The sequence below is a fragment of the Cupriavidus sp. KK10 genome, assembly GCF_018223725.1.
Taxonomy (GTDB): Bacteria; Pseudomonadota; Gammaproteobacteria; order Burkholderiales; family Burkholderiaceae; genus Cupriavidus; species Cupriavidus necator.
This window is the reverse complement of the sequence record NZ_CP073677.1, coordinates 5,974,699-5,997,391: the sequence shown is the minus strand read 5'-3', so window position 1 is coordinate 5,997,391 and position 22,693 is coordinate 5,974,699. Positions and strand designations below refer to the sequence as shown.

At 67.9% G+C, this 22,693-nt stretch carries 20 protein-coding genes; 6 read left to right on the top strand and 14 right to left on the bottom strand.

Annotation, left to right across the window (positions count from 1 at the left end):
- Positions 1 to 16 precede the first annotated feature (16 nt).
- From KB879_RS27890 to KB879_RS27870, 5 genes are all read right to left on the bottom strand, one after another.
- A complete protein-coding gene (locus tag KB879_RS27890; RefSeq protein WP_153953728.1) occupies positions 17 to 934 on the bottom strand; it encodes an ion transporter in 918 nt (305 codons plus the stop codon).
- A gap of 8 nt (positions 935 to 942) precedes the next feature.
- A complete protein-coding gene (locus tag KB879_RS27885; protein ID WP_153953729.1) occupies positions 943 to 2,457 on the bottom strand; it encodes an FAD-linked oxidase C-terminal domain-containing protein in 1,515 nt (504 codons plus the stop codon).
- 252 nt (positions 2,458 to 2,709) lie between these two features.
- Positions 2,710 to 3,240, bottom strand: a complete 531-nt coding sequence (locus KB879_RS27880) for a GNAT family N-acetyltransferase (protein ID WP_013957922.1) — start codon at positions 3,238 to 3,240, stop codon at positions 2,710 to 2,712.
- 12 nt (positions 3,241 to 3,252) lie between these two features.
- Complete coding sequence (locus tag KB879_RS27875) at positions 3,253 to 4,143, bottom strand: LysR substrate-binding domain-containing protein (RefSeq protein WP_114133744.1); 891 nt, start codon at positions 4,141 to 4,143, stop codon at positions 3,253 to 3,255.
- A 14-nt stretch (positions 4,144 to 4,157) separates the two neighbouring features.
- Positions 4,158 to 5,588 (bottom strand): FAD-binding oxidoreductase, encoded by a 1,431-nt coding sequence (locus KB879_RS27870; protein ID WP_041228114.1) that lies wholly within the window; start codon positions 5,586 to 5,588, stop codon positions 4,158 to 4,160.
- A gap of 327 nt (positions 5,589 to 5,915) precedes the next feature.
- On the opposite strand from KB879_RS27870, the gene KB879_RS27865 reads away from it, so the two are divergent.
- The 4 genes from KB879_RS27865 (at position 5,916) to pabB (ending at position 12,105) form a co-directional block, all read left to right on the top strand.
- Complete coding sequence (locus KB879_RS27865; protein WP_211980269.1) at positions 5,916 to 6,482, top strand: cob(I)yrinic acid a,c-diamide adenosyltransferase; 567 nt, start codon at positions 5,916 to 5,918, stop codon at positions 6,480 to 6,482.
- A gap of 189 nt (positions 6,483 to 6,671) precedes the next feature.
- On the top strand, positions 6,672 to 8,621 hold the full coding sequence (gene dnaK, locus KB879_RS27860) for a molecular chaperone DnaK (protein WP_013957918.1): 1,950 nt from the start codon (positions 6,672 to 6,674) through the stop codon (positions 8,619 to 8,621).
- A 171-nt stretch (positions 8,622 to 8,792) separates the two neighbouring features.
- On the top strand, positions 8,793 to 9,941 hold the full coding sequence (gene dnaJ / locus KB879_RS27855; RefSeq protein ID WP_211980268.1) for a molecular chaperone DnaJ: 1,149 nt from the start codon (positions 8,793 to 8,795) through the stop codon (positions 9,939 to 9,941).
- 229 nt (positions 9,942 to 10,170) lie between these two features.
- The gene (gene pabB, locus KB879_RS27850) at positions 10,171 to 12,105 is read left to right on the top strand and encodes an aminodeoxychorismate synthase component I (protein ID WP_211980267.1); all 1,935 of its coding nucleotides are present in this window, start codon (positions 10,171 to 10,173) and stop codon (positions 12,103 to 12,105) included.
- A 3-nt stretch (positions 12,106 to 12,108) separates the two neighbouring features.
- Here pabB and KB879_RS27845 read toward each other — a convergent pair whose 3' ends face one another.
- The 9 genes from KB879_RS27845 to KB879_RS27805 form a co-directional block, all read right to left on the bottom strand.
- Positions 12,109 to 12,807: an energy-coupling factor ABC transporter ATP-binding protein gene (locus tag KB879_RS27845; protein WP_013957915.1), complete on the bottom strand. Its 699-nt coding sequence runs from the start codon at positions 12,805 to 12,807 to the stop codon at positions 12,109 to 12,111.
- Positions 12,804 to 13,502: an ABC transporter permease gene (locus KB879_RS27840; RefSeq protein WP_013957914.1), complete on the bottom strand. Its 699-nt coding sequence runs from the start codon at positions 13,500 to 13,502 to the stop codon at positions 12,804 to 12,806. Before KB879_RS27840 ends, KB879_RS27845 begins: the two co-directional genes overlap by 4 nt.
- Positions 13,503 to 13,506: 4 nt before the next feature.
- On the bottom strand, positions 13,507 to 14,328 hold the full coding sequence (gene panB / locus KB879_RS27835) for a 3-methyl-2-oxobutanoate hydroxymethyltransferase (protein WP_114133772.1): 822 nt from the start codon (positions 14,326 to 14,328) through the stop codon (positions 13,507 to 13,509).
- A 99-nt stretch (positions 14,329 to 14,427) separates the two neighbouring features.
- Positions 14,428 to 15,069: a deoxynucleoside kinase gene (locus tag KB879_RS27830; protein WP_013957912.1), complete on the bottom strand. Its 642-nt coding sequence runs from the start codon at positions 15,067 to 15,069 to the stop codon at positions 14,428 to 14,430.
- Positions 15,070 to 15,125: 56 nt separating this feature from the next.
- Positions 15,126 to 15,665, bottom strand: coding sequence for a 2-amino-4-hydroxy-6-hydroxymethyldihydropteridine diphosphokinase (folK, locus tag KB879_RS27825; protein WP_013957911.1), 540 nt, complete (start codon positions 15,663 to 15,665; stop codon positions 15,126 to 15,128).
- On the bottom strand, positions 15,666 to 17,207 hold the full coding sequence (gene pcnB, locus KB879_RS27820; protein WP_013957910.1) for a polynucleotide adenylyltransferase PcnB: 1,542 nt from the start codon (positions 17,205 to 17,207) through the stop codon (positions 15,666 to 15,668).
- A 1-nt stretch (position 17,208) separates the two neighbouring features.
- Positions 17,209 to 17,883, bottom strand: coding sequence for an HAD family phosphatase (locus KB879_RS27815; protein WP_153953730.1), 675 nt, complete (start codon positions 17,881 to 17,883; stop codon positions 17,209 to 17,211).
- Between the two features lie 89 nt (positions 17,884 to 17,972).
- Entirely contained in the window at positions 17,973 to 18,680 is a 708-nt protein-coding gene (hda, locus tag KB879_RS27810; protein WP_013957908.1) for a DnaA regulatory inactivator Hda, read from the bottom strand.
- Positions 18,681 to 18,724: 44 nt separating this feature from the next.
- Positions 18,725 to 19,795 carry an AI-2E family transporter gene (locus tag KB879_RS27805; protein ID WP_211980266.1) on the bottom strand — a complete coding sequence of 357 codons (1,071 nt, stop codon included), beginning with the start codon at positions 19,793 to 19,795 and terminating at the stop codon, positions 18,725 to 18,727.
- Between the two features lie 195 nt (positions 19,796 to 19,990).
- Between KB879_RS27805 and purM the strand changes: the two genes are divergently transcribed.
- Positions 19,991 to 21,043, top strand: a complete 1,053-nt coding sequence (gene purM / locus KB879_RS27800) for a phosphoribosylformylglycinamidine cyclo-ligase (RefSeq protein WP_211980265.1) — start codon at positions 19,991 to 19,993, stop codon at positions 21,041 to 21,043.
- A 314-nt stretch (positions 21,044 to 21,357) separates the two neighbouring features.
- The gene (locus KB879_RS27795) at positions 21,358 to 22,689 is read left to right on the top strand and encodes an MFS transporter (protein ID WP_013957905.1); all 1,332 of its coding nucleotides are present in this window, start codon (positions 21,358 to 21,360) and stop codon (positions 22,687 to 22,689) included.
- The last annotated feature ends 4 nt before the right edge of the window (positions 22,690 to 22,693 follow it).

Genomic DNA, 22,693 nt, shown 5'->3' with positions numbered 1-22,693 from the left:
GGTAGGGAAGGCCGGCTCAGGAGCCGGCAGGTCCGCCGGGCACTTCCGGCCGGTCGTTCTGGTATTCGGGCAGCTGGCTGCCGCAATGCTTGCAGTAGCCGGCGTCGGGTTCGTGGCCCTCGGTCAGGCAATGGGTGCAGGTGCGCGTGGTGAGCGGCCGCTTCAGGATGCTGGCGGCCAGCTCGGCGCCGACGATGCCGGTGGGGAAGGCGATGATGCCGTAGCCCAGCAGGATGGTCAGCGAGGTGATGAACTGCCCCAGCGGAGTCTTGGGCACCATGTCGCCGAAGCCCGTGGTGGTCAGCGTCACCACCGCCCAGTACATGCTGACCGGGATGCTGGTGAAACCGTGCTGCGGACCTTCCACCACGTACATCACCGTGCCCAGGATCACCGTGATGATGAACACCGTGCCCAGGAACACGAAGATCTTGCGCCGGCTGTTGACCAGCGCGCGGTACAGGATCTCGGCTTCCTCGAAGTACACGGTCAGCTTCAGGATCCGGAACACGCGCAGCAGCCGCAACAGGCGCACATCGATCAGGAAATGCAGCTCGGGCAGGAAGAAAGCCAGCCAGGTTGGCATGATCGAGACGAAGTCGATGATGCCGTAGAAACTGAACACATAGCGCCACGGCCGGCGCACCACCAGGATGCGCATCATGTACTCGGCCGTGAAGAACAGCGTGAACATCCATTCCAGCACGGTGAACAGCTGCCCGAGGCGGTTGTTCACCGCGGGCAGGCTGTCGAGCATCACCACCATCACGCTGGCGACAATGGCCAGCAGCAGCGCGACATCGAAGAGCCGGCCTTCGCGGGTATCGGCCTCGAAGATGATGGTGTACCAGCGCTGGCGCCAGCCGGTCTCGGGCTGGCCCAGGCGCTGGCGGATGAACGCTTCCTGCTGCTGGCGTCGGCGTGGGCTGGACATGGCGTGGCTCAGAAGCGCGGCAGTTCCGGGTGCGGCAGCAGGCCGCGCTTCACATGCATCTTGCCGTACTCCGCGCAGCGCGCCAGCGTGGGGATGGCCTTGTCCGGGTTGAGCAGCCGCGCCGGGTCGAAGGCGGCCTTGACGCCGAAGAAGGCGTCGCGCTCGGCGGGCGAGAACTGCACGCACATCGAGTTGAGCTTCTCCACGCCCACGCCGTGCTCGCCGGTGACGGTGCCGCCCAGCTCGACGCAGGTTTCCAGGATGTCGGCGCCGAACAACTCGGCGCGGTGCCATTCGTCCTGGTCCGAGCCATCGAACAGGATCAGCGGGTGCATATTGCCGTCGCCAGCATGGAACACGTTGATGCAGCGCAGGCCGTACTTGCGCTCCATCTCCTCGATGCGCTTGAGCAGCGTGCCGATGTGCTTGCGCGGGATGGTGCCGTCCATGCAGTAGTAGTCGGGCGAAATCCGGCCCGCGGCGGGGAAGGCGTTCTTGCGGCCGCTCCAGAAGCGCAGCCGCTCGGCCTCGTTCTGCGAGACCACGATGCGGGTGCAGCCCGAAGCCTTCAGCACTTCGCTCATGCGCTCGATTTCCTCGGCCACTTCTTCCGGGGTGCCGTCGGACTCGCACAGCAGGATGGCGGCGGCATCGAGGTCATAGCCCGCATGCACGAATTCCTCCACTGCCGCTGTGGCGGGCTTGTCCATCATCTCCAGTCCCGCCGGGATGATGCCCGCGGCGATCACGTCGGCCACGGCGTTGCCGCCTTTCTCGACATCGTCGAAGCAGGCCATGATCACCTGCGCCAGCTGCGGCTTGGGGATGAGGCGCACCGTGACCTCGGTGACCACGGCCAGCATGCCTTCGGAGCCGATCAGCACGGCCAGCAGGTCCAGGCCCGGCGAGTCGGGGGCCTCGGAGCCGAACACCACCACCTCGCCCTCCATCGTCACCGCGCGCACGCGCAGCACGTTGTGCACGGTCAGGCCGTACTTCAGGCAGTGCACGCCGCCGGAGTTCTCGCTGACGTTGCCGCCGATGGTGCAGGCGATCTGCGAGGACGGGTCCGGTGCGTAGTACAGGTTGTGGGGTGCGGCGGCGTCGGAGATCGCCAGGTTGCGCACGCCCGGCTGGACCACCGCGGTGCGCGAGTACGGATCGACCGACAGGATGCGCTTGAACTTGGCCAGCGACAGCACCAGGCCCTCGGCGATTGGCATGGCGCCGCCCGACAGGCTGGTGCCGGCGCCGCGCGGCACCACCGGCACGCCCAGCTTGTGGCACAAGCGCAGGATCGCGCAGACCTGTTCTTCAGTGTCGGGCAGGGCCACGGCCATCGGCACCTGGCGGTACGCGGCCAGGCCGTCGCATTCATAGGGGACGGTGTCTTCCGGCTTCCACAGCAGCGCGGCATCCGGCAGGATCTGCGCCAGGCCGGCCAGCAGCGCGCTGCGGCGGCCTTCGGCCGTGGCATGGGCGCCGTCGGGGGCGATGGTTTGGGCTTCGTGCGGGGCATTCATGAACGACTCCTCTGGGGCCTCCTGGATGGCGGCCGGTGCGCGGCCTGCCGGTCGCGGCAATGCAGGGCCTGCCGCGGGGGACGGGTGACTATAGCGCAGGGCACCTGGCGCGGGCACCATGGGAGACGTGAATTCCGCATGGCAGGCCGATCAAAAATGCTCATCATGGCTGCGCGGGAAATCACGCCTGGCATGGGACGCAAGTCCAGCGTACACCGCGGCGCGGGTGCAGGGAAGGCGGCCCGTCTGGACTCAGCGTGCCGGCGGCTGCGGCAGGAAGCAGACCATATCGAGCTTGTCGTGGAAGTGCGGCGCGACGTACAGCGCATCCGGCTCCAGCCCCGTGCGCACGAAGCCGAGCGACTCATACAGCTGCACCGCGCCCGCGCTGCCGGCATTGACGCACAGCGTCACCTGGCGCACGCCCGGCATGGCGGCGGCCTGTTCCATGGCCCGCTCCATCAGCGCGCGGCCGAGCTTGCGGTCGCGCCAGCCCGGGGCCACGTACATGCCCCAGATAAAGGCCTTGTGCCGGTGCTTGGCGTTTTCCTCGCGCATCACCCCGACCACCCCGGCCAGCGCGGTGTCATCGGTGCCGTCAACGAAGGCGCCGAACACGGCCTTGCCCTCGGTCGCGGCCAGGCGCGCGGCGACGACTTCCAGCGGCCGGTCCTGTTCCTCCTCCAGGCTGGAAGCGAAGGCCTCCGGCGCTTCGGCCAGGCCTTGCAGCCGCAGCGCCTGGAAGGCGGCGGCATCGGCGGGGGTCAGCAAACGGATTTCCATGGGGTCGGTCTCCTACCAGTCCAGGCTCAGCAGCCAGTCGACGAAATAGCGCGCCTCGGGCTTGAGCGGAGCCTGTTCGCGCTCGACGATGTAGTAGCCGTGCGGCGAGACCGATTCCACATCCAGCAGCCGCACCATCTGCCCCAGCGACAGCCAGTGCCGCGCCATGCGCTGGCGCACCAGCGCCACGCCCTGGTTGGACGCGATCGCCTCCAGCATCAGGCCGATGTCATTGAACTGCGGCCCGGTCTGCGGCTCGGCCCAGTCCAGCCCGGCAGTCTCGAACCACGGCTTCCACGGCTCCAGCGGGCTGCGCAGCAGCACCAGGCCGTGCAGGTGCTCGGGCTTGGTGATGGCGCGGCCGTTGACGCGCTCGTAGTATTCGCGGCCGCACGCCGGGAACACCGGCTCGACCAGCAGCCGGGTGGTCTTCAGGTCGGGGTAGCGGCCGGTGCCGTAGCGGATCTCGACATCGGTGTCCTCGGCCTTGACGTCCAGGAATGGGATTGCCAGGTGCAGCTCGAGGTCGATATGCGGATACAGCGCGCCGAATTCAGGCAGGCGCGGCACCAGGTGCTGGCGCCCGAAGGTGGGCGGGATCGCCACCCGCAGCCGGGTGCGCAGCTTGTTGTACTCGGGCCGCGCCAGCTCGTTGAGCGACTTGAGCGCGTCCTGCACGTTGCGCAGGTAGCGCGTGCCGGCGGCGGTCAGCCGCAGCGCGGCGTTGGCGCGCACGAACAGGTCTTCGCCCCACAGCTCCTCGAGGTTCTTGATGCGGTGCGAGACCGCGCTGGGCGTGACCGACAGCTCTTCGGCCGCGCGCGCGAAGCTGCCCAGGCGCGCCGCGGCCTCGAAGGCGATCAGCAGGTGCAGCGGCGGGACGCGGTTGAACATGGAGGCCATCTGCCCGGTACGCCTTACTGCGTGCCCGCGCGCGTGGCGCTGAAGATCTTGCCCGGGTTCAGGATGTGGTTGGGGTCCAGCGCGTCCTTGATCGCGCGCATCAGGTCGAGCGCGTCCTCGCCGTGTTCTTCCACCAGGAAGCGCTGCTTGTGCAGGCCGACGCCGTGCTCGCCGGTGCAGGTGCCGCCCATCGCCAGCGCGCGTTCGACGATGCGCTGGTTGATGGCCTCGGCCTCGGCCATCTCTTCGGGCTTGCCGGGGTCGACCAGGATCGCCACGTGGAAGTTGCCGTCGCCGACATGGCCGACGATGGGGCAGGGCAGCGCCGAGGCGTTCAGGTCCTTCTCGGTCTCGGTAACGCAGTCGGCCAGGCGCGAGATCGGCACGCACACGTCGGTAGTCACCGACTTGCAGCCCGGCTTGAGCTGCAGCATGGCGAAGTACGCGGTATGGCGTGCGTTCCACAGCCGGCTGCGGTCCTCCGGGCGCGTGGCCCATTCGAAGCCCTGGCCGCCGTGCTCGGCGGTGATCTGCTGCACGGTCTCGGCCTGCTCACGCACGCCGGCCTCGGTGCCGTGGAATTCGAAGAACAGGTGGGGGGTCTCGGGCAGGGTCAGGTTGTCGTGGCGGTTGATGGCGCGGATCGCCAGCGCATCGACAAACTCCACGCGCGCCACCGGCACGCCCAGCTGGATGGTCTGGATCACGGCCTGCACCGCGCTGCCCATGCTGGGGAAGGCGCACACCGCGGCGGAGATCGCTTCCGGCTGCGGGTAGAGCCGCACCGTCACCTCGGTGATGATGCCGAGCGTGCCTTCGCTGCCGATAAAGAGCCGGGTCAGGTCATAGCCCGCCGCCGACTTGCGCGCCTGCGTGCCGGTGCGGACCACGCGGCCGTCGGCGGTCACCACCGTCAGCGCCAGCACGTTCTCGCGCATGGTGCCGTAGCGCACCGCGTTGGTCCCGGAGGCGCGCGTGGCGCACATGCCGCCCAGCGAGGCATCGGCGCCCGGGTCGATCGGGAAGAACAGGCCGGTGTCCTTGATTTCCTGATTCAGCTGCTTGCGCGTGACGCCGGGCTGCACGGTCACGGTCAGGTCCTCGGGCTGCACCGCCAGCACGCGGTTCATCTGCGACAGGTCCAGGCTGATGCCGCCTGCCACGGCCAGCAGATGGCCTTCCAGCGATGAGCCGGCGCCGTACGGGATCAGCGGCACGCCATGCTGGTTGCACAGGCGCGCCACCTCGGCCACTTCCTCGGTGCTGTGGGCGAAGACCACGGCGTCGGGCACGGCCGGCGGGAACGGGGATTCGTCGCGGCCGTGGTGTTCGCACACGCCGGCGGAGGTGGTGAAGCGGTCGCCAAAGCGAGCCGCCAGGGCGTCGCTGAAGGCGGGCGGCAGCGGACGGCGGGCGAGCGTGGCGGGCGGCGTGGGGTGGTTCATGCGGGTCTCCGGCGGGTCGGCGCGACGTTGGTGCCGGCGGCGGCGCTCCGGAGCAAGCTCCGGTCTGGCCGGCAGGGGCGCGACCCGGTGATCGAATGGACGATGAATAAGGGCTACCGGCATTCTACGCCGCGCGGCGGCTCATGCACCCTGGCGGGGCGCCGCGGCGGTCGGCGGCCGGCTGGTACTGGCCGATAGCCGCACAGCCAGCGCCGGGACACAAGAGCTTGGCCCGCCGAGGCGGTCCGGCGCGATAATGCGTCTTTCCCCCTGGCGCCCGCGTTGCAGGGCGGACCACGACTACCACACGCTTACGAGGAGACCGGCATGGGCAACCGCCTGTCCAAGATTGCCACCCGCACCGGCGACGCCGGCACCACCGGCCTGGGCGACGGCAGCCGCACCGGCAAGGACAGCCTGCGCATCGCCGCCATCGGCGACGTCGACGAACTCAACTGCCACGTCGGCGTGCTGCTGACCGAGGCCCTGCCGGACGACGTGCGCGCCGCGCTGCTGCATATTCAGCACGACCTGTTCGACCTGGGTGGCGAGCTGTCCATCCCGGGCTACACCCTGCTCAAGCCTGAGCAAGTGACGCAGCTCGACACCTGGCTGGCCGACTACAACGCCAACCTGCCGCGGCTGGCCGAATTCATCCTGCCGGGCGGCAGCCGCGCCGCGGCGCAGGCCCATGTCTGCCGCACCGTGTGCCGCCGTGCCGAACGCGCGCTGGTGGCGCTGGGCGCGGCCGAGCCGCTGAACGAGGCCCCGCGCCAGTACCTGAACCGGCTGTCGGACCTGATGTTCGTGCTGGCGCGGGTGCTGAACCGGGCCGGGGGCGGTTCGGACGTGCTGTGGCAGCGCGACCGCGACGCGCCAGAAGGTATGGAATAAGCCACTTTCGGCGACCGCGCCGCGCCGCCGGCTTAACCTGCGGCGGCGGATGCCGTTGAAAGCGTGCATAAACCGAGAAAATTACTCGGATTTGCCGGTTATGCCCTTGAAAAGCCCCCGGACGGCCACATTTCGGCCTCAGGTTGAATTGCAGCCGCGCGGATAGCGCTGGCTCAAGAGGAGAGAATAATGGGTAAGATCATCGGTATCGACCTCGGTACCACCAATAGCTGCGTCGCGATCCTGGAAGGCAACACCCCCAAGGTCATCGAAAACTCGGAGGGTGCCCGCACCACCCCGTCGATCATCGCCTACATGGAAGACGGCGAAATCCTGGTCGGCGCGCCGGCCAAGCGCCAGGCCGTCACCAATCCGCGCAACACGCTGTACGCGGTCAAGCGCCTGATCGGCCGCAAGTTCGAAGAGAAGGAAGTCCAGAAGGACATCGGCCTGATGCCGTATTCCATCGTCAAGGCCGACAACGGCGACGCATGGGTGTCGGTGCGCGACCAGAAGCTGGCGCCGCCGCAGGTGTCCGCCGAAGTGCTGCGCAAGATGAAGAAGACGGCCGAGGACTACCTCGGCGAGCCGGTGACCGAAGCCGTGATCACCGTGCCGGCCTACTTCAACGACTCGCAGCGCCAGGCCACCAAGGACGCCGGCCGCATCGCCGGCCTGGACGTCAAGCGCATCATCAACGAGCCGACCGCGGCCGCGCTGGCGTTCGGCATGGACAAGAACGAGAAGGGCGACCGCAAGATTGCCGTGTATGACCTCGGCGGCGGCACCTTCGACATCTCGATCATCGAGATCGCGGACGTGGACGGCGAGAAGCAGTTCGAGGTGCTGTCGACCAACGGCGATACGTTCCTGGGCGGCGAAGACTTCGACCAGCGCATCATCGACTACATCATCAGCGAGTTCAAGAAGGACCAGGGCGTGGACCTGTCCAAGGACGTGCTCGCGCTGCAGCGCCTGAAGGAAGCCGCTGAAAAGGCCAAGATCGAACTGTCGAGCTCGCAGCAGACCGAGATCAACCTGCCGTACATCACGGCCGATGCCTCGGGTCCGAAGCACCTGAACCTGAAGATGACCCGCGCCAAGCTCGAATCCCTGGTGGAAGAGCTGATCACGCGCACCATCGAGCCGTGCCGCATCGCTATCAAGGATGCGGGCGTCAAGGTCAGCGACATCGACGACGTGATCCTGGTCGGCGGCATGACCCGCATGCCCAAGGTGCAGGAACAGGTCAAGGAGTTCTTCGGCAAGGAAGCGCGCAAGGACGTGAACCCGGATGAAGCCGTGGCCGTCGGTGCCGCGATCCAGGGCTCGGTGCTGTCGGGCGACCGTACCGACGTGCTGCTGCTGGACGTGACGCCGCTGTCGCTGGGTATTGAAACCCTGGGTGGCGTGATGACCAAGATGATCACCAAGAACACCACCATCCCGACCAAGCATGCGCAGGTGTTCTCGACCGCCGACGACAACCAGCCGGCGGTGACCATCAAGGTGTTCCAGGGCGAGCGTGAAATGGCCTCCGGCAACAAGCTGCTGGGCGAGTTCAACCTGGAAGGCATTCCGCCCGCAGCGCGTGGCACGCCGCAGATCGAAGTGTCGTTCGACATCGACGCCAACGGCATCCTGCACGTGGGCGCCAAGGACAAGGCAACCGGCAAGGAAAACCGGATCACCATCAAGGCGAACTCGGGCCTGTCGGAAGACGAGATCCAGCGCATGGTCAAGGACGCCGAGGCCAACGCCGAGGAAGACAAGAAGGCCCGTGAGCTGGCTGACGCCCGCAACCAGGCCGACGCGCTGATCCACTCGACCAAGAAGGCGCTCACCGAATACGGTGACAAGCTGGAAGGCGGCGAGAAGGAAAAGATCGAAGCCGCGATCAAGGAACTGGAAGACGCCGCTCGCGGCGGCGACAAGGCCGAGATCGACGCCAAGGTCAACGCGCTGTCCGAAGTCAGCCAGAAGCTGGGCGAGAAGGTCTACGCGGACATGCAGGCCAAGGCCGGCGAAGGTGCCGCGCCCGGTGCTGCCGGTGCCGGCGCGGCCGGTGGCCAGCAGGCGCAGCCGCAGGACGACAACGTTGTGGACGCCGAATTCAAGGAAGTCAACGACAAGAAGTAATCGGGACACGCGGGCGGCGGTGCAGGCACTGGCCGGCACCGCTCCCGCCCCGACGCCGGGCGCGGCCATCGGACCCAGCGGGAAACCGCCGTCGGATGCCTCGCTCGGCTTTTTTGCTATTCGCCGGTATCGCGCCGCATGCGCGTGCCGGCCAAAAGGGTTTGAGCCACCATGGCAAAACGTGACTATTACGAAGTGCTCGGGGTAGGCAAGAACGCGAGCGACGACGAGATCAAGAAGGCTTATCGCAAGCTCGCGATGAAGTACCACCCGGACCGCAATCCGGAGGGCAAGGACGGCAAGATCGCCGAGGAAAAATTCAAGGAGGTCAAAGAGGCCTACGAGATGCTTTCCGACCCGGAGAAGAAGGCAGCTTACGACCAGTACGGCCATGCCGGTGTGGATCCGAACATGGCGGGCGGCTTTGGCGGCGCGCAGGGCTACGGCGGTTTCGCCGAGGCCTTCGGCGATATCTTCGGCGACATCTTCGGCCAGCAGGCCGGTGGCCGCCGCGGTGGCGGCGGCGGTCCGCAGGCCTATCGCGGCGCCGACCTGCGCTACAGCATGGAGATCTCGCTGGAGCAGGCCGCGCACGGCCACGAGGCGCAGATCCGCGTGCCGCACTGGGACGACTGCGACCACTGCCACGGCAATGGCGCGGAGCCGGGCTCGAGCGTGGAAACCTGCCCGACCTGCCACGGCGCCGGCCAGGTGCGCGTGTCGCAGGGCTTCTTCACCATGCAGCAGACCTGCCCGAAGTGCCACGGCAGCGGCAAGTTCATCCCCAAGCCCTGCACCAAGTGCCACGGCCAGGGCAAGCTGAAGTCGCAGAAGACGCTGGAAGTGAAGATCCCGGCCGGCATCGACGAAGGCATGCGCATCCGCTCATCGGGCAACGGCGAGCCGGGCATCAACGGCGGCCCCCCGGGCGACCTGTATGTGGAAGTCCACATCAAGGCGCACCCGATGTTCGAGCGCGACGGCGACGACCTGCACTGCCAGATGCCGATCTCCTTCGCCACCGCGGCGCTGGGCGGCGACCTGGAAGTGCCGACGCTGAGCGGCAAGGCCACCTTCCCGGTGCCTGAAGCCACCCAGTCGGGCAAGACCTTCCGCCTGCGCGGCAAGGGCATCAAGGGCGTGCGCTCGGGCTATCCGGGCGACCTCTATGTGCATGTGAATGTGGAGACGCCGGTCAAGCTGACCGAGGCGCAGAAGGATATGCTGCGCCAGTTCGACCGCTCGGTGCATGAGGGCGGCTCGCGCCACAGCCCGCAGGAGCAATCCTGGCTGGACAAGGTGAAGAGCTTCTTCAGCTGACCGGGTTTGCAGTATCGGACCGGCCACGTGCGAGCGTGGCCGGTTTTGTTTTTGGCGCGGCGCTCCGCGTCTGCGAACCGCTGGTTTGCTCCCCTCTCCCGCCTGCGGGAGAGGGGCTGGGGGAGAGGGCAGGCGCGCCCATCGCCCACCACGCTTGCGCCGCGCGATAATGCATCACTGCCTTCCATGCCGGCGGCGCCGGCAATCCTGTTTTTCCTGACGATTTCCCGTGGTAGCAAGCATCCAGCCCCCGCCCTCTCCCCCGGCCCCTCTCCCGCAAGCGGGCGAGGGGAGCACGCCGCCAGCAAGCGGAGAGGCCTTCGTCCTTCTCGACGACGCCACGGCCCCGGCGGCGCAAGCCGCATCACGCCTCTACACCGGCCTCATTCGCGAAGACGTGCTGCCCGCCGGCAGCGACATCGCGCAGCTCGACACCGTGCTTGCCGACGGCTGGCGCCAGGGCTGGCATGCCACTCTGTTTGCCCCCTACGAATTCGGCGGCGCACTGGTCGACGCCCCGGTGCATACCGGTAACGAGATGCCGTTCCACAACGGCGCGCTGCGCCTGCTGTGGTTCCGCAACCTGCGCCGGCTCGATGCCGCGGCGGTCACGGCGTGGCTGCAATCGAAAGCCGACCCCAAGCCAGCGGGCCTGATGGAGGTGGCCTCCGATACCTCCCGCGAGGCCTTCGACGACGCCATCGCCCGCATCCACCAGTGGATCGAAGCCGGCGACACCTACCAGGTCAACTATACCCAGCGCCTGCACTTCGATGCCTTTGGCGACCCGGTGGCGCTGTACGCCGCGCTGCGCGCCGCGCAGCCGGTGCCGTATGGCGTGCTGGCCAGCCTGCCGGATGGCGCCACGGTGCTGTCGCTGTCGCCCGAGCTGTTCGTGCGCCACGACGGCCAGGGCCACCTGCTGACCCGGCCGATGAAGGGCACCGCGCCGCGCTCGGGCGATGCCGTGCGCGATGCGCAGGCCGCCGCCGCGCTGGCCGCCGATGCCAAGAACCGCGCCGAGAATGTGATGATCGTCGACCTGCTGCGCAACGACCTGGGGCGCATCGCGCAGCCGGGCAGCGTGGCGGTGCCGGAGCGCTTTGCGGTGCAGCCGTTTGGTGCGGTGCTGCAGATGACCTCTACCGTCACCGCGACGGCGCGGTCCGGCACGCGCTTTGGCGCGCTGATGGCGGCGCTGTTCCCGTGCGGCTCCATCACTGGCGCGCCCAAGCGGCGCACCATGGAGATCATCGCCGAGCTGGAAGGCGCGCCGCGCGGGCTGTACACCGGCGCGATCGGCTGGATTGATGCGCCAACTGACGAAAGCACCGCGGGACCGTTCGCGCTGTCGGTGGCAATCCGCACGCTGGTACTGGCGCCTCTCGCGGACACCGGCCTGCGCGCGGGTGAAATGGGCGTGGGCGGCGGCATCGTCCATGACAGCGTCGCGGCGGAGGAATTCGATGAATGCGGCTGGAAGGCGCGTTTCCTGACGCGGCACGATCCCGGCTTGACGCTGTTCGAAACCATGCGCGTGCAGGACGGCGAGTGCCTTTACCTGGCGCGGCACCTTGCGCGCATTGGCGCTTCGGCGCATACGTTCGGCTTCGCTTTCGATGCCGATGCGGCACGCACCGCAGTGGCCGCGCAGGTAGCGCAGCTGGGCGCGGGGACATGGCGCCTGCGTATGAGCGTGGACAAGTGCGGCGCGCTCGCATTTGCCAGCGGCGCGGTGGCACCGATGCCGGCCGGTCCGGTCAGGATCGACATTGCCCCCGAGCCACTACCCGCCGCCGACCCGCTGCGCCGCCATAAGACCAGCGCGCGCGCAGTGTTCGATGCGGGCTGGCAGGCCGCCGAGCGTGCCGGCGGCTTTGACCGGCTGTTCTTCAACACGCGCGGTGAACTGCTGGAAGGCGGGCGCAGCTCGGTCTTCGTCCGCATCGATGGCCGCTGGCTGACGCCGCCGCTGTCGGCCGACATCCTGCCCGGCGTGATGCGCGCGGTGGTGCTGGACGAGGGTGGGGCGACGCTGGGCGCCCCCGGCGAAGCGGTGACGGAAGCCGTGATCACGCGCGCGATGCTCGCGCGCGCCGAGGCCATCGTCCTGGTCAACGCCTTGCGCGGCGCGATGGCGGCGACGCTGAGTCAGAAAGCCTGAAGACTAAGGGTGGTGCGTGTCCAGCACGCCGTCGCCCAGCTTCCAGCGCACCACGCCCGGCAGGTTGATCAGCTCGCGGTCGTGGCAGATCATCACCACGGTGCGGCCTTCGGCGGCCAGGTCGCCGACCAGCCCAATCACCTGCTCGCGCGCATGGCCGTCCAGGCTCGAGGTGGGCTCATCCAGCAGCAGCAGCTCCGGCTCCAGCACCTTGGCGCGCGCCAGTGCCACGCGCTGGATCTCTCCGCCGGACAGGTATTCGGGCGCGGTGTCCTGCAGGTGCGACACGCCGGCCCAGCCCAGCGCCTCACCAACGCGGCGGGCGATCTCGTCGCGCGGCATCCCGCGTGCATGCAGGCCGTAGGCAATATTTTCGCGCACCGAGGTGCGGAACAGGTAAGGGTGCTGATGCAGGTAGGCGATGCGCTGGCGCAGCGCCGGCGGCAGCGGAGTGAGGGGGGCGTCGTGTGCCTGGCCCCGGGCGTCGGTCCACTGCGCGCTGGCGCCGGGTGCCGGCTCCAGCCCGGCCAGCATGCGCAGCAGCGTGGTCTTGCCGGCGCCGTTCATGCCGGTCAGCACGATTGCCGTGGCGCGCGGGATCACCAGCCTGTCGATGGCAAAGAGCTTGCGCAGGCCGATGGTGCGCGCCAGCCCGCGCACGGTCAGCAGCGGGCTGTGGTCATGGGCAACTGAGGGAGTCATCGGCGGAAGCCTCCGGCACCCTGCAGCCAGGCCATGCCGATATTGACCAGCAGCGCCAGCGCCACCAGCACGATGCCCAGCGCAATGCCCTCCGCGAACTCGCCCTTGCTGGTTTCCAGCGCAATGGCCGTGGTGATGGTGCGGGTGGAGCCTTCGATATTGCCGCCGATCATCAGCGCCGAGCCGACCTCGGCAATCACGCGCCCGAAGCCGGCGACCACCGCCGCCATCAACCCGAAGCGCAGCTCGCGGATCACGGTCAGGAAGGTGCGCCAGCGCCCTGCGCCCAGCACCCAAGCGGTCTCGCGCAGGCGCACGTCGGCGCCCTGCAGGGTTGACAGCGCAAACGCCAGCACCACCGGGAAGCCGATCACCGCCTGCCCCAGCACCATGCCCGCCGGCGTGAACAGCAGGTGCAGGCTGCCCAGCGGGCCCTGGCGCGTCAGCAGCAGGTAGAGGATCAGCCCGACCAGCACGGTCGGAAACGACAGGAAGGCCTGCGCCACCACCACCACTGCGCGCCGGCCCGGGAACTGCCGCGTGGCGATCAGCCAGGCGGCGGCGATCGCCGGCACCGTGGCCAGCGCCAGCCCCAGCACCGCCACCATCAGCGAGGTCCAGACGATGAACCACAGGCCGGCGTCGCCGCTGGCCAGCAGGCGGAAGGCGTCGGCGGTGGCGGTGCCGATCTCCACCGGGTCAGGCGGAGAAGGTGTGCTCGGCGGCGGGGAAGCTGCCGTCCTTGACGGCGGCCACGTAGGCGCGCACGGCTGCCTCGATCGAGGTCTGGCCGTCCATGAAGTTGCGCACGAACTTGGCCTTGCGCCCCGGGTAGATATTGAGCATGTCCTGTAGCACCAGCACCTGGCCGGTGCAGTCCGCGCCCGCGCCGATGCCGATGGTGGGTACCGTCAGCGATTGCGTGATCTCGCCGGCCAGCGCCGCGGGCACAGCCTCCATCAGCACCACCTGCGCGCCGGCGGCCTGCAGCGCCAGCGCGTCGCGCTTGAGCTGGGCCGCGCCGGCGTTGGTCTTGCCCTGCACCTTGAAGCCGCCCAGCGCGTGCACCGACTGCGGCGTCAGGCCGATATGCGCGCATACCGGGATGCTGCGCTCGACCAGGAACTTGACGATCGGCGCCAGCCAGTCGCCGCCCTCGAGCTTGACCATCTGCGCGCCGGCCTTCATCAGCGTGACCGCACTGGCAAACGCGGCCTCAGGCGTGGGATAGGTGCCGAACGGCAGGTCCGTCAGCAGCAGCGCGGTCTGGTTGCCGCGCGCCGCGCATTCGGTGTGGTAGGCCATCTGTTCCAGCGTGACCGGCAGCGTGGTCTGCTGGCCCTGCATCACATTGCCCAGCGAATCGCCGACCAGGATCATTTCCACGCCGCAGTAGTCGAGCAGCGCGGCGAAGCTGGAGTCGTACGCAGTCAGCATGGCGATTTTCTCGCCGGCGTCACGCATCGCCTGCAGTTTGGGAATCGTGATGGTCTTGCGGGAGGGATCGAGGAGGTAGCTCATGGCAGTGCCCATATAGGACGGCTTTGCCGGTGCCGGGAGGGCCGCCCGCACGGCAACGACAGCCGTCGTTATTGTGTTGGGTCTGGCAGGCGGAGCCTGTCAGGGCGCAGCGAGATTGAGAAAGGCCTTGCGGCCGCGCATGTTTTCGATGCGCGACAGTAGTGTACGGAAATCGTCATCATTGTCCACCGGATTGAAGTGGGCGGTGTCGACGACCAGCACCGGGGCGTCGTCGTACCGGTGGAACAATTCGCCGTAGGCGCCGGCCAGGCGCTGCAGATAGTGTTCGTCGATGCCGGCCTCGCCAGGCTCGCCGCGGCGCACGATGCGCTCGCGCAAGAGCGACGGGGCGGCCTGCAGCACGATCACCAGGTCGGCGCGCTGCGGCGGCAGGTCAAGGCGTGCGGCGATGGCGTCGTAGAGCGCCAGTTCGTCGTCGGACAGCGTCAGCGCCGCGTGCAGCCGATCCTTGGCCATCAGGAAATTGGTGACCATGCGTTGGCCGGCCAGCACCCCCGCCTGCCATTGTTGCAGCTGCACCGCGCGCTGGGTCAGGCACCACAGCTGCAGCGCCAGCGCATGGCGCGCGGGATCGCGGTAGAAGGGTTCGAGGAAGGGGCTGCGGCGCGCGCTGTCGGGCAGTTCCTGGGCCTGCAGCGTGCGCGCCAGGCGCTGGGCCAGCGAGGTCTTGCCGGATCCGACGGGGCCTTCGACGACGATGCGGCGCAGGTGATCGAGCATGGCGCTCCGGGCTTCAGTGGGGTGGATGGCAGCGCCGCGGGCGCCGCCGGGCGGGGTCAGCCAGGGGTGCCGCCATCGCCGGTCCCGCCGGCGGCGGCCTGCATGCGCAGGCACTTGCAGGTGGACACCTTCTCGATGCGCTGCGCGCCCACGCCGGCCAGGTAGTCGGCGGCGCGTCCGCGCCCGGGGATGGCCAGCGCGGCATCCAGCTCTAGCAGCGGCACCAGCGTGAAGGCGCGCTCGGTCAGGCGCGGGTGCGGCACCGTCAGGTGCTCGTGGTCGTGCTGCTCGTCGCCGAACAGCAGCAGGTCCAGGTCCAGCGTGCGCGGCGCGTTGCGGAACGGCCGCTCGCGGCCGAACTGGTCTTCGATGTGGTGGCAGATGCGCAGGAGCTGCGCCGCGGTGAACGAGGTCTGCACCTTGACCACCGCGTTGTAGTAGTCGTCGCCGCCGGCATCGACCGGGGCGGTGCGGTAGAGCGATGAGCGCGCCAGCACCGTGATGCCGACCTGCTGGGCCAGACACACGATGGCGTCCTTGATGGCCTGGCGGGCATCGCCAAGATTGGCCCCGATGCCGATGAAGGCAAGCGTCATTTAGGTTTCCTCCGGCTGGCCGGGGCCGGCATGTGCTGCCTCGCCCGCGTCCGTGTCGCTCCGGGAAGACACTTTATCCGATTTCCGCGGACCGCGCCGGCGGCGCTTCTTGCGTGCCGGGCCTTCGCCCTCGGCGCCCTGGCCACCTTGACTGCCCTGGCCGCCTTGACCACTCGGGCCGCGCGCGCCGCGTACCGCGTCGATCAGGTCCTCGCGCTCGCCCGGGTCGGCGTCCTGGAAGTCCTGCCACCAGGCGGCCAGTTCCTCGGGCAGCTCGCCCGACTGGCAGCGCAGGTGCAGGAAGTCGAAGCCGGCACGGAAGCGCGGCGATTCCAGCAGCCGGAACGGCATGCGGCCCACGCGCTTTTCAAAGCGCGGCTGCATGCCCCAGATATCGCGCATGTCGGTGACAAAGCGGCGCTGGATCGCCAGCTGGCCGGTCTGCTTTTCCAGCACCATGTCCATGGCGGTGTTCAGCGCGGCGATGGCGTGCTCGCCTTCCTCGCGCAGCCTGGTCCAGCGCTGCAGCACGTGGTGCCACAGCAGCGCGGCGAACAGGAAGCCCGGCGAGACCGGCTTGCCGGCCTGCACGCGGCGGTCGGTGTTGTCCAGCGCCAGCTGCACGAAGCGCTGGCCCATGGGCTGCTCCAGCGCCACGTCCAGCAGCGGCAGCAGGCCCTGGTGCAGCCCCGCCTTGCGCAGCTCCTGCAGCGAGGCCCAGGCGTGGCCGGACATCAGCAGCTTGAGCATCTCGTCGAACAGGCGCGCGCTGGGCACGTTGTGGATCAGCGAGGCCAGGCCGGCGATCGGGTGGCGCGTGGCCTCGTCGATGTCGAAGCCGGTCTTGGCGGCGAAGCGCACAACGCGCAGCATCCGGATCGGGTCTTCGCGATAGCGCGTGACCGGGTCGCCGATCATGCGCAGCGTGCGCGCGCGGATGTCTTCCATGCCGTGATGGTAGTCATGCACGGTCTGCGCGGCCGGGTCGTAGTACATCGCATTGATGGTGAAGTCGCGGCGTTCCGCGTCTTCGGCCTGCGAACCCCACACGTTGTCGCGCAGCACCCGGCCCGAGGCATCGATCGCATGGGTCTTGCTGTCGAGCTCGGCGCGCTTCAGGCGGCGGCCTTCGGGCAGGGTCTCGCTGGCGATGGCGTCGACCAGCGCGCGGAAGGTCGAGACCTCGATGATTTCCTGCTCGCGCCCACCGTAGAAGGTCACGTGCACGATCTGGAAGCGCCGCCCGATGATGCGCGAGCGCCGGAACAGCGCCTGCACCTGGTCGGGCGTGGCGTTGGTCGCGACGTCGAAATCCTTGGGCTTGATGCCGAGCAGCAGGTCGCGCACCGCGCCGCCCACGATGTAGGCCTGGTAGCCGGCCTGCTGCAGCGTGGAGGTGACCTTGACGGCATTGCGCGACAGCAGCGCGGGGTCGATCTGGTGTTCGTCGGCGCCGACAATGCGCGGCGTATGGGCATGGCCGGTGCGGCGCAGCTTGGGGCCGGGTTTGCCCAGCAGCCGGGTAATTAGCTTCTTGATCACGTCAGAACAGATCCATGATGCGCCAGCCTGCCGCGGCGGCGTGGTGGCGCAGGCGATCGTCCGGGTTGGTGGCGATCGGCTCGGAGACTTTTTCCAGCAAGGGCAGGTCGTTGGCCGAGTCGCTGTAGAAGGTGGTTTTCTCGAAATGGTCCCACTGCGCGCCCTGGCTCTTTAGCCAGGCCTCGACGCGGGTGATCTTGCCTTCGCGGAAGCTGGGCACGCCCTCGACCTCGCCGGTGTACTGGCTCTCGGGCTTGCCGTCGACGGTGGCCGGCTCGGTCGCGATCAGGTGCTTGATGCCGAAGGCCGTGGCGATCGGCGCGGTGACGAAGCTGTTGGTGGCGGTCACCACGGCGCACAGGTCGCCGGCTTCCAGGTGCTTGTAGACCAGCGCGCGCGCCTGCGGCGTGATCACGGGGTCGATCACCTCGTGCATGAAGCGCACCCGCATGGCATCGAGCCGGTCGCGCGGGTTGGCCGCCAGCGGCGCCAGCGCAAAGCGCAGGAAGGCCTGGATATCGAGGGTGCCGGCCTTGTAGTGGCCGTAGAACTCGTCGTTCTTCTGCCTGTAGATTTCCTCGTCGACGACGCCCAGGCGGACCAGGAAGCGGCCCCATTCATGGTCGCTGTCGGTTGGGATCAGGGTGTGGTCGAGATCAAAGAGTGCCAGATTCATGGGCGGCGATTTTACCTTAAGGCGAGAGGTCGGGCGGGCAGGCAGGTGCCGTGGCCGCGTTGGGTGTGGTTTGGGCGCCGATGCCGCCGCTAATCCCGGAATTCAGCAAACATTTCACGCAGCAGCGGCAGTGTCACCGGCCGCTTGCGTTCCAGCGAGTAGGTGTCGAGCGCGTCCAGCAGCGCCATCAGGCTTGGCATGTCGCGGTAATGCCGCGTCACCAGCCAGTGCGTGATCTCTGGCGACAGCTGCAGGCCGCGCTCGCGTGCTGCATGCAGCACAGCGGCCTTCTTGTCGTCGTCCGACAGCGGCGCGACCTGGTACACCAGGCCCCAGCCCAGGCGCGTGCGCAGGTCTTCGCGCACCGGCATCGCGCGCGGGGCCAGGCCGCCGGCCACCACCAGCGCGGTGCGCACGTGGGCGCGCACCTCGTTGTAGAGCGAGAACACCGCGATCTGGCGCGCTTCATCCAGCAACTCGACGTCATCGACGGTGTAGAGCTGGCACCAGGGGTCGAACAGGAAGTCCGACAGCGGGTGGTGCGGGCTCAGGTAGCGGCTGCGGATGCCGTGCTGCGGCCCGGCCTCGCATACCGCGTGCAGCAGGTGGGTACGGCCGCAGCCGACCTCGCCCCACAGGTAGACCAGCCGGTCGCTGGCGTGCTCCTGGGCGAGCGCGGCGGGCAGCTCGCGCAGGCGCTGCACCGCCTCGCGGTTGGATGCCACCACGAAATTCTCGAAGGTCGAAGGCGGCGGGCTGCCCAGCTCGAGCGACAGTTGCTTGGGACGCGGGGACATGACGTATGGCTAACTTGCAGGTGTGGGCAGCAGTGGGGCAGCCGTTATTTTCGGTACAGGTCGCTGGCCAGGTAAACCCGCCGCAGCTGCCGCGCGCCGACCAGCAGCACGGCACAGGTCGGCAGCGCCAGCAGCACGCCGAAGAAGCCGAACAGCTGGCCGAAGGCGAGCAGCGCGAAGATCACCACCAGCGGGTGCAGGCCGATGCGTTCGCCCACCAGGCGCGGGGTCAGATAAAAGCTCTCAATAAACTGGCCGAAGCCGTAGACCACCGCCACCGCGGCCAGCCCGTACCAGTTGCCGAACTGCAGCAGCGCGGCCAGCACCGCCATGACCAGCCCGACACCAAAGCCAATATACGGGATAAACACCGCCAGCCCCGTGAAGACCCCGACCGGCACGCCGATATCGAAGCCGGCGATGGTCAGGCCGATCGAGTAGATTGCCGCCAGGATCACCATCACCAGGATCTGGCCGCGCAGGTATTGCGACAGCAGCGCGTCGGTCTCGTTGGTCAGTTCGCGCACCTTGGGCACCCAGCGGCGCGGCACCACGCCCTCGATGCGGCGCATCACCATGTGCCAGTCCATCATCAGGTAGAACATGACGATGGGCACGATAAAGACGATGCCGGCCACCGTGATCAGCGCGGAGCCCGACATCTTGACGTAGTTCAGCAACACCACCAGCAGGTCTTCCGGGCTGGCCGAGAAGCGGTCCGACAGCATGTTGCGCAGGCCGGGGAAGTCAAAGCGCACGCGTACGCCGAACTCGGCCAGGCGGGGCGAAACCACCGAATTGAGCTTCTTCAGCAGGATCGGCAATTGCTCGCGCACCTGCGGGATCTCGCGTTGCAGCACTGCGATCGCCAGCAGTACCAGCATCACGCAGATCACCGTCAGCAGCAGGATCATCAGCGTTACGCCCACCGCGCGCGGCACGCGGCGGCGCTGCAGCCAGTCAACGCCCGGGTTCAGGATATAGGCGAAGATGAACGCGAACAGGAACGGCGTCAGCACCGGCGCCAGCGCGATGATGGCGGCGAACAGCGCGACGGCCACGACGATCCAGAGCAGGATGCGCTTGGCCTCTTGGTTCAACAGCGGGGCATTCATCAAATAGTTGGGGGGAACGGGCGACAGCGCTGTTTGCGGCGGAATCTCGCCGGAAACTGGAAGCGGGGGGCCTCTATCCGTTAAAATTGCAATTCTACTGGACTCGCGTCCGCCTTCCGATGCCAAGCAACGGAAGCCGCGCTGACCCGAGCGCCGAATTCCTCACTTTATTTCCTCCAGGACAAGCAGGTTCCCATGAGCGCATCCCCGACCGCCGGCCAGGCAGGCCTTTCCTACCGCGACGCCGGTGTTGATATCGATGCCGGCGACGCACTGGTCGACCGCATCAAGCCGTTTGCCAAGCGCACCATGCGCGAGGGCGTGATGGCGGGCATCGGCGGGTTCGGTGCGCTGTTCGAACTGTCGAAGAAGTTCCAGGAGCCGGTGCTGGTGTCGGGCACCGACGGCGTGGGCACCAAGCTCAAGCTCGCCTTCCAGCTCAACCGCCATGACACCGTCGGCCAGGATCTGGTCGCCATGAGTGTCAACGACATCCTGGTGCAGGGTGCCGAGCCGCTGTTCTTCCTCGACTACTTCGCCTGCGGCAAGCTGGACGTGGACACCGCCGCCACCGTGATCCAGGGCATCGCCCGCGGTTGCGAACTGGCCGGCTGCGCGCTGATCGGCGGCGAAACCGCCGAAATGCCGAGCATGTACCCGGACGGCGAATACGACCTGGCCGGCTTTGCCGTCGGCGCGGTCGAAAAGAAGAAGATCATCGACGGCAGCACCATCACCCCGGGCGACGTGGTGCTGGGCCTGGCTTCGTCGGGTGCGCACTCCAACGGCTACTCGCTGGTGCGCAAGATCATCGAAATGGCCAAGCCGGACCTGAATGCCGACTTCCACGGCCAGCGCCTGCAGGACGCGATCATGGCGCCGACGCGGATCTATGTGAAGCCGCTGCTGTCGCTGATCGAAACCCTGCCGGTCAAGGGCATGGCGCATATCACCGGCGGCGGCCTGACCGAGAATGTGCCGCGCGTGCTGGCGCAGGACGTCACCGCCGTGCTCAAGCGCGATGCCTGGACGCTGCCGCCGCTGTTCCAGTGGCTGCAGGCGCAGGGCCGCGTGGCCGACGACGAAATGCACCGCGTGTTCAACTGCGGCATCGGCATGGTGGTGATCGTGGCCAAGGAAGACGCTGAGCGCGCTATTCGTCACCTGCAGGCGGCTGGTGAGGCGGTGTGGGAGATTGGTGAGATCCGCGCACGTGCGGAAGGCGAGGCGCAGACGATCGTGGTCTGATCTGTTTCTGTGGTTTTGCTGTGAGAGCGGCGCATGCCTTTGGGTATGCGCCGTTTTTGTTTATGGCCTGGCGCCATGCGGCCGCATCGCCCCAACCCAAACAACACCAATCCTGGTGCATTGCACCAAAACCCCCCATGCACGCGCACCAAATCTGACAAACAAAATTCAACTTGATTGTATGGCGGTTTATATCCTAATGTACTGAGCAAAGACGCCGCACACGCATGCCGCGTCGGAGACAACGCCCGAATGCGACGCCGGGGACCATCACCGCGCGCCAGGGCAGGCCAGGGACCATCGGAGGATCCACCATGCAAGCAGTCAGCATCGACGCACCTGCCAAGAACGGCGCGTCGCCCCAGAAGCAATCCGTCGCGCGTGTCGCCGGGGCCAGCCTGGCCGGCACCACGCTCGAGTTCTACGACCACTTCATCTACGGATCGGCCGCCGCGCTGGTTTTCCCCAAGCTGTTCTTCCCGCAGAGCGATCCGCTGACCGCGACACTGCTATCCTTTGCCAGCTACGGCGTGGCCTTCGTGGCGCGGCCGCTGGGTGCGGCGATCTTTGGCCACTTCGGCGACAAGATGGGCCGCAAGTCGATCCTGATCATCACGCTGCTGATGATGGGCCTGGCCACCTTCGGCATCGGCCTGCTGCCGACCTATGCCGCCGCGGGCGCGCTGGCGCCGGCGCTGCTGGTGCTGCTGCGCGTGGTGCAGGGCCTGGCCCTGGGCGGCGAGTGGGGCGGGGCGGCGATCATGGTCAACGAGCTGGACCCTGAAGGAAAGCGGCGCGGCATCCTCGGCAGCCTGGTGCAGCTGGCGGCGCCGATCGGCCTGCTGCTGGCCAACGGCGTGTTCGCGCTGGTGACCTGGCAGGTTTCGGAAGAAGCCTTCCTCAGCTGGGGCTGGCGCGTGCCGTTCCTGCTGTCGGCGCTGCTGGTCGGCGTCGGCCTCTACATCCGCGCCAACGTGCGTGAATCCGGGATGTTCGAGAAGCTCGAGGAATCGCATGCGGAAGCGCGCGCGCCGATCATGGAAGTGCTGCGCAACTACAAGAAGCAGCTGCTGATCGCCTTTGGCGCGCGGCTGGGCGGCGACATCGCCTTCTATGTGTTCACCCTGTTCCTGCTGTACTTCGTGCCGACCAAGCTGGGCCTGCCCAAGAGCATCGCGCTCAATGCCGTACTGCTGGGCGCGCTGGCGCAAATCCTGTTCATCCCGATCGCCGGCCTGCTGGCGGACCGCATCGGGCGCCGCCCGGTGCTGATGATCGGCGGCGTCGGCGGCGCGGTGTGGGCCTTTGTCTTCTTCGCGATGATCAAGACCGGCAGCCCGGCGCTGATCATGCTGGGCTCGTTCGTCGGCATGGTGCTGGTGTCGTTCATGTTCTCGCCGCTGGCCTCGTTCCTGCCCGAGCTGTTCGCCACCCGGGTGCGCGTGACTGGTGCCTCGCTCGGCTTCCAGTTTGCCGGCGTGTTCGGTGGCGCGCTGGCCCCGCTGATCGCGGTGGGCCTGCTCGACCGCTTCGGTAGCACCACGCCGGTGGCCCTCTACCTGGCGGCGGTGTGCGCGCTGATCGCAGTGGCCGCTGCCGCCGCGCGCGAAACCGCACACATGCACCTGTCCGACGCGGACCACTGAGCGC